We start from the raw sequence: 18,545 nt of genomic DNA, 5'->3' as shown, positions 1-18,545 counted from the left end.
CTGAATCGGCAGGCGCCGATTCCCGGTCGGGCACTAACGGAAGGCAGGGGAGCGTGGGACTCCGCGAAGGCCCGCCGCCGGTCACCGCGGTGAGCCGTGACCAGGCTTTGCCGCTGTCGTTCGCGCAGCAGCGGTTGTGGTCCCTGGCCCAGGCGGAGCCGGGGTCGGTGGCCGACAACCTCTCGATGCTGGTCAGGCTCGGCGGGACACTGGACGCCGCCGCGCTGACCGCCGCCCTGGACGCCGTGGTCGGCCGGCACGAGGTGCTGCGCACCCGACTGGTGGCCGGCTCGGACGGCGCGGCGCGGCAGGTGATCGACCCGCCCGCGCCCGTCCGGATGCCGGTGGCGGACGTGTCCGCCGAGACGCACCCGGTCCGCGTGGCGGAACGGCTGGTGGCCGCCGACGCGGTGACCCCGTTCGACCTCACGCGCGGGCCGCTCATCCGCGGATGCCTGATCAGGCTGGCCGCCGACGAGCACATGCTGGCGCTGTCCATGCATCACGCCGTCTCGGACGAAGGGTCCGGGCGGATCTTCGAACGTGAACTGTCCGCGCTGTACGAGGCGTTCCGCGCGGGGCAGCCCGATCCGCTGCCGCCGCTGGAACTGCAGTACGCCGACTTCGCGGCATGGCAGCGCGAGTGGTTCGCCGGTGACGTACTGGAACGGCATCTGACGTACTGGCGGGACCAGTTGGCCGACGCGCCCACCCTGGAGCTGCCGACCGACCGTCCCCGGCCGCCCGTCCGGTCGGCGGCCGGCGCAGCGGTCCGGTTCACGGTCCCCGCCGCGACCGCGGACGCGCTGCGGACGGTGGCGCGCGCCGGCGAGACGTCATTGGCGACGGTGCTGCTGGCCACGTTCGCCGTGGTGCTCGGCCGTTCCGGCGGACAGTACGACGTGGTGATCGGCGCCTCGGCCGCCGACCGGCACCGGGCCGAGACCGAGGACCTGATCGGGTTCTTCGCCGACCCCCTGCCCGTGCGTGTCGACCTGTCCGGCGACCCGGCGTTCACCGAACTGCTCGCCAGGGTCCGCCGCACGACACGGGACGCCCACGCCCACCAGGACCTGCCGTACGCCCGGCTCGCGGACTGTCTGGACGCCGAGCGTTTCCGCGGGCTCTTCCACTACTCCGGTGCGGGCGCGGGGGAGACCGGCGCCCTTGGGACCACCACGATCGCCCGGTCCGACCTGCGGCTCGTCGTGTCCGACGACGGCGAGGCCCTCACCGGAGCGATCGAGTACAGCACCGCCCTGTTCGACGCCGCGACGGTGGAGCGGACGGCAGGTCACCTGAGCACCCTGCTGGCGTCGGTGGCGGCGGACCCCGGCCGACCGCTGTCCCGTGCCCCGATGCTCACCGAGACCGAACGCGACGTCCTGCTGAACAGGTGGAACGACACCGCCGCACCGCTTCCGTCGGCGGCGGGCGTGCACGAGCTGATCGCGGCCAGGGCGGACGCGTTCCCCGACGTCCTGGCGGTGACGTGCGGCGAGACCTCGCTGACCTATGCCGCGCTGCTGGCCCGGGCGGGCCGGCTCGCCCACCGGCTGCGCGCCGCCGGGGTGGGCGCCGAGTCGATCGTGGGCCTGTGTCTGGAACGCGGCGTCGACACCGTGGTGGCGGTCCTGGCGGTCTGGCAGGCCGGTGGCGCCTACCTGCCGCTCGACCCGGACTATCCGACGCACCGGCTGGAGTTCATGCTCGCCGACAGCGGGGTGGACGTGCTGGTCGGACACCGGAGCGCGGCGGCCGGCCTCCCGCTGGACACGGCGGTGCGGACCGCGCTGTGGCTGGACGACCCCGAGACGGCGGCCGAGGTGGCGGCACTCGCGCCCACGGCCCCGGACGGGGCCTCGGTGCTCCCCGGACAACTGGCCTACGCGATCTACACCTCGGGCTCGACCGGACGGCCCAAGGGCGTCCTGGTACCGCACGACGGTGTGATCAACCTGGCGACGGCGCTGCGGCCCGCGTTCGGTGTCACGGTCGGGGCACGCGCGCTCCAGTTCGCCTCGTTCAGCTTCGACGCCGCCCTGATGGATATCGCGGTGGTGCTCGCGGGCGGCGGCACACTGGTGGTCGCCACCTCGCGGGAACGCACCGAACCGGCCCTCCTGACCGCGGCGGTCCGCACCGGCGGCGTGGTCTCCGCGAGTGTGGCGCCGTCACTGCTCGGCTCACTGGACCCGGCCGAACTCCCCGACGTCACCGCTCTGTTCGTGGGCTCGGAACGCGTCGGCGAGCAGGTGGCACGGGACTGGGCCCCGGGCCGACGGATGTTCAACGGCTACGGTCCCACCGAGATCACGGTGATCTCCTGCACCGAACAGATCGACCCCGACGTTCCGGGCGCGCCGCCCATCGGCAGGCCCCTGGCCAACACCCGGGCCTACGTCCTGGACGAGAGGCTCCACCCGGTGCCGGTGGGCGTCGCGGGCGAGCTGTACATCGGCGGCGCCGGGGTGGCGCGCGGCTACGGCGGACGCCCGGCGCTGACCGCGGAACGGTTCGTGGCCGACCCGTTCAGCGCCGACGGCTCGCGGCTCTACCGCTCGGGCGACCGCGTCCGGTGGCGGCCCGATGGCCGACTGGAGTTCCTGGGACGGGCCGACGACCAGCTCAAGGTCCGCGGGTTCCGGATCGAACCGGGTGAGATCGAGGCCGTGCTGACCGCCCATCCAGCGGTGCGGTCCGCGGTGGTGACCGCCTTCGACGACGGCGGCGACCGACGGCTCGCGGCCTACGTGGTGCCCTCAGGTCATGACGACCGGGCGACCGCGCCCGGCGAGGCCGACGCCGAGCGCCGCGTCGACGAATGGCTCCAGGTCTACGACGCCATGTACCAGGCGGCCGACGACGCCGGCTTCGGCACCGACTTCTCGGGCTGGACCAGCTCCTACACCGGCGAACCCATCCCCTCCCGGGAGATGCTCCGTTGGCGGGACGGCGCGGTACGGCGGATCCGCGCGCTGCGTCCCACCCGCGTCCTGGAGATCGGGGTCGGCTCCGGCCTGCTGCTCGCCCAGCTCGCGCCGCACTGCGAGGAGTACTGGGGCACCGACTTCTCCGCACCCGCCGTCGACCGGCTGCGCGAGCAGGTGGCGGCCCGTCCCGAACTGGCCGGCCGCGTGGTGCTGCGGCACCAGACCGCCGACGACGTCGAGGGACTTCCCGCCGGACGGTTCGACACCATCGTCCTCAACTCGGTGGTGCAGTACTTCCCCGGTGCCGACTACCTGATCGAGGTCCTCACCCGCGCCGTCGAGCTGCTCGCCCCCGGCGGCGCCGTGTTCGTCGGCGACGTACGCAACCGGCGCACGCTGCGGCTCCTGCACACCGCGGTGGAACTGCGCCGCGCCGAGCCCGACGCCTCGGCCGCCGACGTACGGCGGGCCGTCGAGCGCGCCCTGGTCGTCGAGAAGGAACTGCTGGTCGACCCGGACTTCTTCGCCGCGCTCGCCGCGGCCCGCCCCCGCATCAGCGGGGTGGACCTCAGGCTCCAGCGCGGTGAGCACCACAACGAGATGACGCGCCACCGCTACGACGTCGTCCTGCACACCCGCGCGGACCTGACCGACCTGGCCCGCGTCCCCGTCGTCCGCTGGGGCGACGACGTGAGCGATTCGGAGGGGCTCGCCGCACTGCTGGCCGCCCGTTCGTCCGCACCGCTGCGTGTGATCGGGATGCCCAACGGACGCCTGGCCGCGGAGTCGGCCGCCACCCGGGCCCTGGGCGAGGGGCTGTCGCCGCGCGAGGCCGCCGACCTCCTCGCGGACGGCGCCGGCATCGACCCCGAACACCTGCACGGTCTGGCCGCCGAGGCCGGGTACCGGGCCGTGGTGACCTGGTCCGGCGACCTCGCCGACGACCGCATGGAGGCCGTACTCACGCCTGCGGCCGAAGGCGAGTCCTCCGCGTCGACCGGGACGTTCGTGCCACGGGCCGGGTCCCGCCCGCTCTCCGCCCGCACCAACACGCCCATCGCCTCCCTCGACATCGGGGCGCTCGCCTCCGAGCTGCGCCGGCACGTGGCCAGGACCCTGCCCGAGTTCATGGTCCCGGCCACGGTCGCGGTGCTGGCGGCGCTGCCGCTGACACCCAACGGCAAGCTGGACCGCGCCGCGCTCCCGGCTCCCGAGGTGACGGTGTCGGACTGGGGCCCGCGCACCGCGCGCGAGGAGATCCTCTGCGATGTGTTCGCCGAGGCGCTCGGCCTGCCGCGGGTCGGCATCGACGACGGGTTCTTCGAGCTGGGCGGCCACTCACTGCTCGCCATCCGGGTACTCTCCCGGATCCGCGAGCTGTTCGGCGTCGAGCTCGGCCTCCCGGCGCTGTTCGAACAGCCGACCGTCACAGGGCTCGCGCAGGCGCTGGCCGGTTCGCCCGAGGGCGTGGTGATCCCGCCGGTGACGGCCGTGGACCGCGACCGTGCGCTGCCGCTGTCGCCCGGACAGCAACGGCTGTGGTTCCTCGACCGGCTGGAGCCCGGATCGGCCACGTACAACGTGCCGGTGCCGCACCACTGGACCGGTCCTCTCGACGTCGCCGCGCTCGGCGCCGCGCTGGCCGCGCTCACCGCCCGCCACGAGGTGCTGCGGACCAGGCTGGTGACCGGCCCGGACGGCACCCCGCACCAGGTGGTCGACCCGCCGGCGCCGTTCCCGCTCCCGGTCGCCGACGTGAGCGGCGAGCCGGATCCGCGCGCCGCCGCCGACCGGCTGGTCGGGCAGGACGCGCCCGCCCCCTTCGACCTGGCGGGCGGGCCGCCGATCCGCGCGCTGCTGATCGGACTCGGACCCACCGAGCATCTCCTCGCCCTGACCGTGCACCATGTGGCCTTCGACGAGTGGTCGCACCGGATCCTGCGGGCCGAACTCACCGCGCTGTACGAGGCGTTCCGCGACGGCGAGCCCGATCCGCTGCCCCGACTCCCGGTGCAGTACGCCGACTTCGCGGCGTGGCAGCGCGACCGGCTGAGCGGGGACGTACTGGAGAGAGGACTCGCCTACTGGCGCGGGCAGCTCGCCGACCTCCCCGCGCTCGACCTGCCGGTGGACCGGCCGCGCCCGCCGACGCGGTCCACCGAGGGAGCGGTCACCGCGTTCGCCGTCCCCGCGTCGACCACCGAAAGCCTGCGGGAGGTGGCCCGCGAGCACGGCGCGACGATGTCGATGACGCTGCTCGCCGCCGTCGACGTGGTGCTCGGCCGCTACTGCGGCACCGAGGACGTCGTGGTGGGCACCCCGGTCGCGGGCCGCGACCGTGCCGAGGCCCAGGACCTCATCGGGTTCTTCGTCAACACACTCGTACTGCGCACCGACCTGTCCCAGGACCCCTCGTTCACCGAGCTGCTGGGCCGGGTGCGGCGGACCGCGCTGGACGCCTACGCCCACCAGGACCTGCCGTTCGAGCGGCTGGTGGACACCCTGGTCACCGAGCGGGACCGCTCCCGCACCCCGCTCTTCCAGGTGATGTTCGGATACTCCGCCCGGGACGGCGACCACCCCGTCGCAGCCGTGGGACCGGGCCTGCTGCCGGTGAAGTTCGACCTGGAGTTCAGCCTGGTCGAAACCGGCGACGGGCTGGCCGGGACCATCGAATACAGCACGGCACTGTTCGACGAAGCCACGGCCGACCGGATGGCCGGGCACCTCCTCACGCTGCTCGAAACGGTCGCCGCGGACCCGGCACGGCCGCTCTCGCGGCTGCCGATGCTGACGTCGGCCGAACGCGACACCCTGGTCCGCGACCGGGACGGCGACGCGGCGCCGATGCCCGCCGTGTCCGGGGTGCACGAGCTGATCGCCGCCCAGGCCGCCGCCCGGCCGGACGCGGTGGCCGTGGTGTGCGGCGCGGAGTCGCTCGGCTACGCCGGTCTGGTCGCACGCGCGAACCGTCTCGCCCGCCATCTGCGGGGGCTGGGCGTCGGACCGGAGACCACAGTGGGCCTGTGTCTGCCCCACGGCCCCGACATGGTCGTCGCGGTCCTCGCGGTGTGGCAGGCCGGCGGCGCCTACCTGCCGCTCGACCCGGACTATCCCGCCGACCGGCTCGCGTTCATGCTGGCCGACAGCCGCGCACGGGTCCTGGTCACGCACGGGGCGGCCACCACCGGCCCGGTCGCCGTCGACACGGTCGTACGACTGGACGATCCCGCGACGGCGGCCACCCTCGCGGCACTGCCGGGCACAGCGCCCGAGTCCGTGGCGGTCCAGGCCGAGCAGTCGGCGTACGTGATCTACACGTCCGGGTCGACGGGACGGCCCAAGGGCGTCGAGGTCGGCCACGCGAGTGTCGTCAACATGGCGACCGTACTGCGGCCCGTGCTGGGCGCCGGGCCCGGTGTACGGGTGCTGCAGTTCGCCTCGTTCAGCTTCGACGCCTCCGTACTCGACCTGGCGGTGGTACTGGCTGCCGGGGGCACCCTGACCGTGGCCACCGCCCGGGAACGCGCCGAACCCGAGCTGCTGACCGCGCTGATCCGCGACGGCGGGATACGGGCGACCAGCGTCACACCGTCCCTCCTCGGCATGCTCGACCCCGCCGACACCACGGGCCTGCAGACGCTGCTGCTGGGCGCCGAGCCGCTGACCGAGCAGGTCGCGGCGGCCTGGACGGTGGGCCGCGAGCTGGTGAACACCTACGGCCCGACCGAGGCGACCGTCATGGTCACCACCGGCGCGGTCGGCCCCGACGTCCAGGGGCCGCCGCCGATCGGCACGCCCCTGCCCGGCAACCGGCTGTACGTGCTGGACGCCCGCCTCGACGTGGTGCCCCTCGGAGTGGCCGGCGAGATCTTCATCGCCGGCCGGCAGGTGGCACGCGGCTACCGCGGCCGGGCCGCGCTGACCGCGGAACGCTTCGTGGCCGACCCGTTCACCGCCGACGGCACCCGTATGTACCGCACCGGTGACCGGGCACGTCGGCTGCCCGACGGCCGACTGGAGATCCTCGGACGCGCCGACCACCAGCTGAAGGTGCGTGGCTTCCGGATCGAGCCCGGCGAGATCGAGGCGGCTCTGACCACCCATCCCCGGGTGCGGTCGGCGGTCGTCACGGCCGTCGGGGACCACGCGGGCCGCACGCTGGTCGCCCACCTGGTCGCGGACGGGCCGCTCCCCGCGGTGGCCGAGCTGCGGGAGTTCGCGGCGGCACGGCTGCCGGCGTTCATGGTCCCCTCGCTCTTCGTCGCACTGGACGAGCTGCCCCTGTCGCCGAACGGGAAGCTGGACCGCGCCGCACTGCCTGCGCCGGACGCGTCCCGGCCGGGCGGGGACGCCTTCGTCGCGCCGTCGGGCACGTCCGAGGAACTGCTGGCGGGGATCTGGGCGCGGGTCCTGGGCGTGGACCGGGTCGGAGCCGAGGACGACTTCTTCGAGCTCGGCGGGCACTCGCTGCTGGCCACCCAGGTGACCTCCCGGCTCCGGGACGTGTTCGGCGTCGAGGTCCCCCTGTCGGTCCTGTTCGACCGCCGGACCGTGCGCGCTCTCGCGGTGGTCGTCGACGGCTCGGCGCGCGGGATCGCCCTGCCGCCGGTGACCGCGGCCGACCGTGGCGAGCCGCTGCCGCTGTCGTTCGCGCAGCAGCGGCTGTGGTTCCTGGACCAGCTCGACCCCGGTTCCCCCGAGTACAACCTGACCATCCCGATGCGCCTGGGGCGTACGGGGAAGGCCGCGCCGCACACCCCGGACCCCGCACTCGACGTCGCGGCCCTGGGAACCGCCCTGAGCGCGGTGCTGGCCCGGCACGAGGTGCTGCGCACCCGGCTCGTGGCCGACGCGGACGGGGTCGCCCACCAGGTGATCGACCCGCCGTCGCCGTGCCCGCTGCCGGTCGTCGACGTCTCGCACAGTGCCGATCCGGTCGCGGCGGCGCGGGCCCTGGTGGCCGCCGACGCGCCGGCGCCGTTCGACCTGGCGGGCGGGCCGCTGGTCCGCGCGCTGCTGATCAGGCTGGACCTGGACGAACACGTGCTGGTGCTGTCGATGCACCACGTGGTCTTCGACGAGTGGTCGTACCGGATCCTCCAACGCGAACTGTCGGCCCTCTACCGGGCGTTCCGCGCGGGCGAGCCGGACCCGCTGGGGCCGCTCCCCGTGCAGTACGCCGACTTCGCCCTCTGGCAGCGACAGTGCCTCACCGGACAGGTCCTGGACGAGCAACTGGAATACTGGAAGCGGCAGTTGGCCGAGCTTCCGGCCCTGGAACTCCCCGCCGACCGGCCGCGCCCGCCCGTGCGGTCGATCGAGGGGGCCGTCGCCGGGTTCACCGTGCCCGCGGCGACCGCCGAAGGCCTGCGGGCGGTGGCGCGCGAGAACGGCGCCACCATGGCGATGACCCTGCTGGCCGGCCTCGCGGTCGTGCTCGGCCGCTACTGCGCCACCGACGACGTCGTGGTGGGCGCACCGGTCGCGGGCCGCAACCGCGCCGAGGCCGAGGACCTGATCGGGTTCTTCGCCAACATGCTCGTCCTGCGCACCGACCTGTCGGGCGACCCGTCCTTCGCCGAGACCGTGGCCCGGGTACGCGAGACGGCGCTGGACGCCTACGCCCACCAGGACCTGCCGTTCGAGCAGTTGGTGGACGCGCTGGTGACCGGCCGCGACCGGTCCCGCACCCCGCTCTTCCAGGTCGTGTTCAACTACGCCACCGCCGACCCGGCCGACCGGACCGCCGACGGGACTCTCGGCGACGCGTCCGGCGGCTCCCTGGGAGCGGACGTGCTCGCCGGATCGCTGCCGGTGAAGTTCGACCTGGTGGTGCTGCTCGGCGACCGCGAGGACGCTCTGGTCGGCGAGATGCAGTACAGCACCGCCCTGTTCGACGCGGCCACGATGGAGCGGCTGATCGGACACCTCGTCACCCTGCTCGGCGAAGTGGCCGCCGACCCCGCACGCCGGCTGTCGAAGCTGCACCTGACGACCCCGGCCGAACGCGACCTGCTCGTCCACGCCTGGAACGACACCGCGGTCCCGGCTCCCGGCCCGCACGGGGCACCCGAGCTGATCGCCGCACGCGCCGCGGCGACCCCGGACGCGGTGGCGGTGGTGTGCGGCGACACCACACTGACCTACGCCGGACTCATGGCGCGCGCCAACCGGCTCGCCCACCACCTCCGGGCGGCGGGCGCCGGACCCGAGACCGTCGTCGGGCTCTGCCTGGAACGCGGCGTCGACATGGTGGTGTCGATGCTGGCGGTCTGGCAGGCCGGTGCCGCCTACCTGCCGCTCGATCCGGCCCACCCGCCGGAGCGACTGGCGTTCATGCTGGCCGACAGCTCCGCACGAGTCCTCGTCACCCGCTCCGACCGGACGGACCTGGCCACGGGGCAGACCCGGCAGGTCGTCCTGGACGACCCGGAGACGGCTGCCGCCCTCACCGCCCGTCCCACCGACGCGCCGGCGGTGACGACGCACCCCGCCGGGCTGGCGTACGTCATCTACACCTCGGGCTCCACCGGCCGCCCCAAGGGCGTCCTCGTTCCGCACGCCAACCTCGCCGCGCTCTTCGACGCCGCGGACACCACGGTCGGCCTCGGCTCCGACGACGTGTGGAGCGTGTGCCACTCCGCCGCGTTCGACTTCTCGGTGTGGGAGATCTGGGGCGCGCTGACCCGCGGCGCCCGCTGCGTCGTCGTCCCCATGGACACCGTGCGCGCGCCGGAACGGCTCGGCGCGGTCGTCGCCGCCCAGGGCGTGACCGTCCTCAGCGCCACCCCGGAGCTGTTCCGTCAGCTGTCGCGGGCGGCCGTCGCCGTGGGACAGCGCTTCGCCGGCCTGCGCCTGGTCGTCTTCGGCGGTGACGGACTGACGAGGTCGCACCTGACCGCCTGGCAGGAGCGGTACGGGCTCGACGCGCCCGCGCTGGTGAACATGTACGGCATCACCGAGACGACGGTGCACGTGACCCACCACCGGGTCACCGCCCACGAGCCGGGTCGCGGCCCGCGCGTGCCGATCGGCCGCGGTCTGCCCGGCTGGCGGGTGCACGTACTGGACGAGGCCATGAACCCGGCCCCGGTCGGCGTGCCGGGCGAGGTGTTCGTCGGCGGTGCCGGGGTGGCGCGCGGCTATGGCGGCCGGGCCGCGCTGACCGCCGAACGGTTCGTGGCCGACCCGTTCGCCGCGGACGGATCACGCCTCTACCGGTCGGGCGACCGGGCCCGATGGCTGCCCGGCGGTGTGCTGGAGCACCTGGGCCGCGCCGACGGCCAGCTGAAGGTGCGCGGCTTCCGGATCGAACCCGGCGAGATCGAGGCGGCACTGACCGCGCATCCGCGGATCCGTACCGCCGTGGTCAGGGCCTACGGCACCGGGGCGGACCAGCGACTGGCGGCCTACCTGGTACCCGCCGACTCCGGCACGGGACTGCCGGCCACCGGCGAGCTGCGGGACCTGCTGCGACGGAGCCTGCCGGAGTACATGGTCCCGGCGGCGTTCGTCGAACTGGCCGCGCTGCCCCTGACCGCGAACGGCAAGCTCGACCGCGCCGCGCTGCCCGCCCCCGAGGCCGACCGCCCGGACACCACGCGCTTCGAGGCACCCCGCGGCGCGACGGAGGAACTGCTCGCGGGCATCTGGACGGACGTCCTCGGCGCCGAACGCGTCGGCGCCGAGGACGTCTTCTTCGACCTGGGCGGCCACTCGCTGCTGGCCACCCAGGTGATCTCACGGGTGCGGACCGACTTCGACACCGAGATCCCGCTGTCGGTGCTGTTCGACCGGCCGACGGTACGAGGACTGGCCGCCGCGATCGAGGCCACCGCGCGCGGCGCGGCGGCACCACCGGTGAGGGCGGTCGGCCGCGACGCACCGCTGCCCCTGTCGTTCGCGCAGCAGCGCCTGTGGTTCCTGGACCGGCTGGAACCTGGCTCACTCGAGTACAACCTGCCGATGCACATGCGCTGGAGCGGACCCCTGGACGTGGCGTCGCTCGGCGCCGCGCTGACCGCGGTGACCGGCCGGCACGAGGTCTTCCGGACCCGGCTGGTGGCTGGCCCGGACGGGGTGGCACACCAGCTCATCGACCCGCCCGCGCCGTTCCCCCTGCCCCTCGTCGATCTGACCGGCGCCGCCGACCCGCGCGGGACGGCGGAGCTGCTGGCCGCCCGCGACGCGGTGACACCGTTCGACATGGCGGCCGAGCCGCTGCTGCGCGGCCGGCTGATGCGGCTCGGGCCGGACGAACACATCCTGGCGCTGTCCACACACCACGCGGTCTTCGACGAGTGGTCGGCCGGGATCTTCCAGCGTGAACTTCTCGCCCTGTACACGGCGTTCCGCGACGGCGAGCCCGATCCGCTGCCGTCACCGGCCCTGCAGTACGCCGACTTCGCGGTCTGGCAGCGCGCCTGGCTCAGCGGCGAGGTCCTGGAAGCACAACTGACTTACTGGCGACACAAGTTGGCCCAAGCTCCGGTGCTGGAGCTGCCGACCGACCGGCCGCGTCCGCCCGTACGGTCGATGGCCGGGGCCATGACGCGATTCACCGTGCCGCCCGAAGTGGCCGACGGGCTGCGGTCGGTGACCCGCGACGGCGGCGCCACGATGTTCATGACGCTGCTGTCGGTGTACGCGGTCCTGCTCGGCCGGTACTGCGGCACGGACGACGTCGTCATCGGCACACCGATCGCCAACCGCGACCGGTCCGAGACCGAGGACGTGATCGGGCTCTTCCTCAACACCCTCGTCATCCGCGCCGACCTGTCCGGTGACCCCACGTTCACCGCACTGCTCGACCGCATGCGCGGCACCGCCCTCGACGCCTACGCCCACCAGGACCTGCCGTTCGAGCAGCTGGTGGACGCCCTGACCACCGACCGGGACCGCTCCCGCACCCCGGTCTTCCAGGCACTGTTCAACTACGACACCGTCGACCCGTCCGCCGAGGCGGACCCCAGACGCCTGACGCTCGGCGCGCTGAGCCCCGGTGAGGTGATCGCCAAGTTCGACCTGCGGCTGATCCTCGTCGACGACGGCCGCACACTGGACGGCACCATCGAGTACGGCACCGCCCTCTTCGACACCGCGACGATCGAGCGCATGACGGGCCACCTGCTCGCCCTGATGGAGGCGGTGGCCGCCGACGCCACACGGCCGGTCCCGGAGCTCCCGATGGTCACCGCCGGGGAGCGGGACCTGCTGCTGGACGAGTGGAGCGGTGCCGCCGCCGTCCCGGCGCACCCACCGGCCCTCACCCACGAACTGATCGCCGCGCGCGCCACGACCTCCCCTGCCGCGGTCGCGATGGTCGCCGGCCCGGAGCAGGTGACCTACGCGGAACTGATGGAGCGGGCGGCGAGGCTGGCCCACTACCTGCGCGGCGCGGGCGTCGGACCCGAGACGGTGGTCGGGCTGTGCCTGCCCCGCGGCGTCGACATGGTCGTCGCCGTGCTGGCGGTGTGGCAGGCGGGCGGAGCCTACCTGCCGCTGGACCCCTCCTATCCGCCGGAACGACTCGCGTTCATGCTGGCCGACAGCCGGGCCACCGTGCTGGTCGGTACGAGCGACATCGTCGACGACCTGCCCGCCGGACGGCTGCGCACGATCAGCCTGGACGACCCCACCGTCCGCGCGATGCTGAGCGCACTGCCGGCCACGCCGCCCCAGACCACGACCCGGCCGGACCAGGCCGCCTACGTGATCTACACGTCGGGCTCGACCGGACGCCCCAAGGGCGTACAGGTCACCCACGGCGGACTGGCCGCCTACCTCGCGGCCTACGTCACCGAGGTGGCGGAACCGGCCGGGCTCCGTGAAGCGGGCACCCGGCACGCACTCCTCCAGGCCCAGGTCACCGACCTCGGCAACACGGTGGTCTTCAGCAGCCTGGCCACCGGCGGGACCCTGCACGTCCTCGACCAGGACGCCGTCACCGATCCCTCCGCGGTCGCCGGATACCTGGCCGAACACCGCATCGACCACCTGAAGGTCGTGCCCTCGCACCTGGCGGCGCTCGCCGCCGAGGCCGGCCCGGCCGCCCTGATCCCGCGGCGCGGCCTGGTCCTGGGCGGCGAAGCGGCCCCGGTCGACTGGGTGCGCGAACTGCTCGCGGCCGCCGGGGACCGGCCGGTGGTCAACCACTACGGGCCGACCGAGACCACCATCGGCGTGCTGACCACCCCTCTCACCGACGATCTGCTCTCCGGCGGGACCGTCCCGATCGGCACCCCGCTCACCGGCACCCGCGTGTACGTCCTGGACAGCCGGCTCCAACCGGTGCCGGCCGGGGTGATCGGCGACCTGTACGTCGGTGGCCCGCAGGTCGCCCGCGGCTACACGGGCCGGCCCGCGCCGACGGCGGAACGATTCGTCGCCGATCCGTTCTCCGACGACGGCTCGCGGCTCTACCGCACCGGCGACCGGGCGCGCTGGCGTCCCGACGGCAGGCTGGACTTCCACGGCCGCGCCGACAGCCAGCTCAAGGTCCGCGGCAACCGGATCGAGCCCGGCGAGGTGCAGGCCGCACTGCTCGCGCACGCGGCGGTACGGGCCGCCGCGGTGACCGTCGACGGCACCGGCGCCGAACGGCGACTGGTGGCCCACCTGGTTCCCGCCGACCCGGAAACGGGCATTCCGGCAGTCGGTGAACTGCGCGAACACCTGGGCAGACGACTGCCCGACTTCATGATCCCGGCACTCTTCACCGAACTGGTCGCCCTGCCACTGACACCCACCGGCAAGCTGGACCTGGCCGCGCTCCCCGCGCCGGACGGAGCCAGGCCGGAGCTGGGCGGATTCCTCGCACCGTCGGGTGCGGCCGAAGAACCGCTGGCGGAGATCTGGGCACAGGTTCTCGGCGTGGACCGAGTCGGCGCCGAGGACAACTTCTTCGAGCTGGGCGGCCACTCCCTGCTGGCCACCCAGGCGATCTCCCGGATCCAGGAGGTGTTCGGGGCCGACATCCCGCTGGCGGCACTCTTCGACCGGCCCACCGTCAGAGCCCTGGCACGGGTGATCGACGAGGCCGTCCCGGGGACGTCACCATCGCCGATGACGCCCGTTTCCCGCGACCAGGTGCTGCCGCTGTCCTTCGCGCAGCAGCGCCTGTGGTTCCTCGACCAACTCGATCCCGGCTCGGGGGAGTACAACACCCAACTCTCCCTGCCGCTGGACGGGGACCTGGACGTCGCGGCCCTGGGCGAGGCGCTGAGCGCGCTGGTGGCGCGGCACGAGGTGCTGCGGACCCGGCTGGTGGCAGGCACCGACGGGGTGGCGGAACAGGTCGTCGACCCGCCGTCGCCGCTCACCCTGCCGGTGGTGGACGCGGGTTCGCCCGCCATGGCCAGGCAGCTCATGATGCAGGACGCCGCGGCACCGTTCGACCTCGCCACCGGCCCCTTGCTGCGGGCCCTGCTGATCCGCCCGGGCGCCCCGGAACACGTGCTGGCCCTGTCGATGCACCACGTGATCTTCGACGAGTGGTCGGGCGGAATCCTGCGGCGCGAACTGACGGCGCTGTACGAGGCGTTCCGCGCGGGCGAGCCGGACGCGCTGCCGCCGCTGCCGGTGCAGTACGCCGACTTCGCGGTGTGGCAGCGCCAGTGGCTGACCGGCGAGGTCCTGGAGCGACAACTCGGCTACTGGCGGGGCCGCTTGGCCGGAGCACCCGAGCTGCGACTCCCCCTCGACCGGCCACGTCAACCGGTACGGTCGAGCGCGGGGGACTGGCTGTCGTTCACCGTCCCCCCGGAGACGGCCGCGGGCTTGCGCCGGGTCGCGCGGGCGAGCGGAGCGTCGATGTTCATGACGTTGCTGGCGGCGTTCTCCGTCGTCCTCGGCCGTTCCTGCGGCCAGGACGACGTGGTGATCGGGACACCGGTGGCGGGCCGCAACCGCGCCGAGACCGAGGACCTGATCGGGTTCTTCGTGAACACGCTGGTGATGCGGACCGATCTGTCGGGCGATCCGACGTTCGGTGAGCTGTTGGGCCGGGTGCGGGAGGCCGCGCTCGGCGCGTACACGAACCAGGACCTGCCGTTCGAGCAACTGGTGGACGCGCTGGACACCAGTCGGAATCGCTCGCACACCCCGCTGTTCCAGGTGCTGTTCGGCTATGACACCCACGGTGCGAGCGGCGCGGTCGGCGCGGTCGGCCTGGAGCAGGTCGACCTTGAGCCGGACGGTCCGCCGGCGGCGAAGTTCGACCTGGCACTACGGCTGGGCGACACCGGCGAGGCCATGGCGGGCGAGATCAAATACAGCACTGCCCTCTTCGACACGGCGACCGTCGAACGGCTCCTGGGACACCTGCTGACGCTGCTCGACGCTGTCGCCGTCGATGCGGAGCGGCCGTTGTCGACGCTGTCGATGTTGACGGTGGCGGAGCGGGGGGTGCTGATCCATGACTGGAATGACACGGCTGTTGGTCTGCCGGGTGTGGGTGGGGTGCATGAGCTGATCGCGGAGCGGGCGGTGGTGTGTCCGGATGCGGTGGCGGTGGTGTGTGACGGTGTCTCACTCACCTATGCCGGGCTGTTGGAGCGGGCGGGCCGGGTGGCGCACTTCCTGTGTGAGTCGGGGGTGGGTGCGGAGTCCGTGGTCGGGCTGCGTCTCGGGCGCGGTGTCGACATGATCGTGGCGGTGCTGGGGGTGTGGCAGGCGGGCGGCGCCTATCTTCCGCTGGATCCGGAGTATCCGGTCGAGCGGCTGGAGTTCATGGTCTCCGACAGCGGTGCCGCGATGGTGATCGGTCCGCGCGAGATGGCTGCGGCGCTGGCGGGATCGTCTCGGACTCCCGAGATCGTGACCCATCCGGGCCAGCTGGCCTATGTGATTTATACGTCGGGTTCGACGGGGCGTCCTAAGGGTGTGCAGGTTGCTCATGGCGGTCTGGTGAATGTGGCGTTGGCGTTGGGTCCGGTGCTGGGTGCGGGCGCGGGTGTGCGTTCGTTGCAGTTCGCTTCGTTCAGTTTCGATGCCGCGGTGTTGGATGTGGCGGCGGTATTGGTGGCCGGCGGCACGCTGGTGGTCGCTTCTCAGGAGCAGCGCGCGGAGCCGGGGCTGCTGACCGCGGTGATGGTGGAAAGCGGTATTGGCTCGGCGAGTGTGTCTCCGTCGCTGCTGGGGACGTTGGATGCGGCTGAACTGCCTGCTGTGGATACGTTGTTGGTGGGTTCGGAGCGGGTGAGTGCTCGGGTGGCTGCTGACTGGGCGGCCGGTCGGCGGATGTTTATCGGGTACGGGCCGACCGAGGCCACGGTGATTTCTTGTGTGGGGGTTGCCGACGCGGAGAGTGTGGAGGCGCCGTCGATCGGGAAGCCGGTGGCCAACACCCGTGTGTATGTGCTGGATGAGCGGCTGAGCCCGGTGCCGGTCGGTGTGGCGGGTGAGTTGTTCATCGGCGGGGTGCAGGTGGCGCGTGGTTATGGCGGGCGTCCGTCGTTGACGGCGGAGCGGTTTGTGGCTGATCCGTTTGCGGCGGACGGGGCGCGGTTGTACCGCTCGGGTGACCGGGTGCGGTGGCTGGCGGATGGTGAGCTGGAGTTCCTGGGGCGCGTTGACGAACAGGTGAAGGTGCGTGGGTTCCGGATCGAGCTGGGTGAGGTCGAGGCGGTCCTGACCGGGCATCCGGGTGTGCGGGCGGCGGCGGTGAGTGTGTTCGGCGAGGAGTCGGACCAGCGCCTTGCCGCCTATCTTGTGCCGGCCGATCAGGTCGTGGGTATTCCGCCGGTGGCTGGGCTGCGGGCGTTTGCAGCGGAGCGGTTGCCGGAGTTCATGGTCCCGGCGGTGTTCGTGGAGTTGGCCGCGTTGCCGTTGACGGCGAATGGCAAGGTCGACCGCACGGCACTGCCCTCGCCGGAGGGCGCCCGACCCGAACTCGGCGGATACATGGCGCCGCGTACCGAGACCGAACGTGTCCTGGCCGGCGTGTGGGCGCAGATACTCCGGGTCGAGCGGGTCGGCGTCGAGGACAACTTCTTCGAACTCGGCGGTGACTCGCTGCTGGCCACGCAGGTGGCGACTCGGATGCGGCGGACGTTCGGGGTGGAGATCCCCTTGACGGTGTTGTTCGACGAGCCGACCGTATATGGGCTCGCGGCGTTGATCGAGGGACTCGGGCGGGATGTCGAGGCGCCGCCGATGACGCCCGTTCCGCGCGACCGGATGTTGCCGCTGTCGTTCGCGCAGCAGCGGTTGTGGTTCCTCGATCAGTTGGAGCCTGGATCGACCGAGTACAACGTCCCGTCGCCCGTGCGATGGGACGGCGACCTTGACATCGTCGCTCTGAGCGCCGCCTTGGCCGCGCTGGTGTCGCGGCATGAGGTGCTGCGGACGCGGCTGGTGGCGGACGTGGACGGGGTGGCCCGCCAGGTGATCGACCCGCCGTCGCCGTTCCCGCTCTCCGTCGTCGACGTCTCTGGCACCGACGACCCGCCGGGAGCCGCGCGGCAGTTGCTGACGGCGGACGCGATGATGCCGTTCGACCTGTCGACCGGGCCGCTGATCCGCGCTGTGCTGATTCGGCTCGGCATCGGCGAGCATGTACTGGCGTTGTCGCTGCACCACGTGGTCTCGGACGAGTGGTCGGGTCGTGTGTTGCGTCGTGATCTGACGGCGTTGTATGAGGCGTTTCGTGCAGGTGGGCGGGATCCGTTGCCGCCGTTGGCGGTGCAGTATGCCGACTTCGCGGTGTGGCAGCGCGCGTGGTTCAGCGGTGATGTCCTTGAGGGGCAGTTGGCGTACTGGCGTGAGCGGTTGGCCGGTGTGCCTGTTCTGGAATTGCAGACGGACCGGCCCCACCCTCCGGTACGCGCGCCGGAGGGTGCCGTCGCTGAGTTCCACGTTTCGGCGTCCACGTCCGAACGGCTGCGTGCCATCGCTCGCGACCACAGTGCATCGATGTATATGACGTTGTTGGCTGCCTACTCCGTCGTGTTGGGTCGGCACAGTGGTCAGGAGGATGTGGCTGTCGGGACGCCGGTCGCGAACCGGAACCGGGCGGAGACCGAGGATCTGATCGGGTTCTTCGTGAACACGTTGGTGATGCGGGCTGATCTGTCCGGTGATCCGTCGTTCGTCGAGTTGCTGGGCCGTGTCCGTGACACGGCGTTGGGTGCTTTTGCCCATCAGGACCTGCCGTTTGAGCAGTTGGTCGACGACTTGGTGACCCAGCGGGACCGCTCACGTACCCCCCTCTTCCAGGCCTTCTTCAACTACGTACTGCGTGACAGGCGCGACCAGGACGCGACATACGGTGTGCCGTTCGAAGTCACGGGCGATGAACCCCGAGAGGCACTCTTCGAGTTGACACTGACCGTCGGCGACGCGGGCGAAGGCGCTCTGACGGGGGAGATCGAGTACAGCACCGCTCTGTTCGACGCGCCCACGGTGGAGCGGATGGCCGCGCGACTGGTCACGTTCCTCGACGCGGTGGCCGCCGGCGCGGATCGACGGCTCACCGACCTGCCGATGCTGACCCCTGAAGAGCAGGACGCCCTCCTGGAGTGGGGGTTTGGTTCGGGTGTGGGTGTTGTGGGTGATGTGCGTGGGTTGGTGTCGGGTTGGGGGGTGGTGGATCCGGGGTCGGCTGCGGTG

The 18,545-nt window shown here is 72.6% G+C and carries 1 protein-coding gene; it reads left to right on the top strand.

The features are described 5' to 3' along the window. Positions 1-53 precede the first annotated feature (53 nt). The coding region (locus ACZ5VD_RS42875) for a non-ribosomal peptide synthase/polyketide synthase (RefSeq protein ID WP_468685904.1) at positions 54-18,545 on the top strand (18,492 nt) is incomplete at its 3' end.

The organism is Streptomyces sp. NPDC032822, from assembly GCF_055578825.1.
Note: the sequence above shows the minus strand (reverse complement) of the source record. Positions and strands in the feature narration are given on the sequence as shown.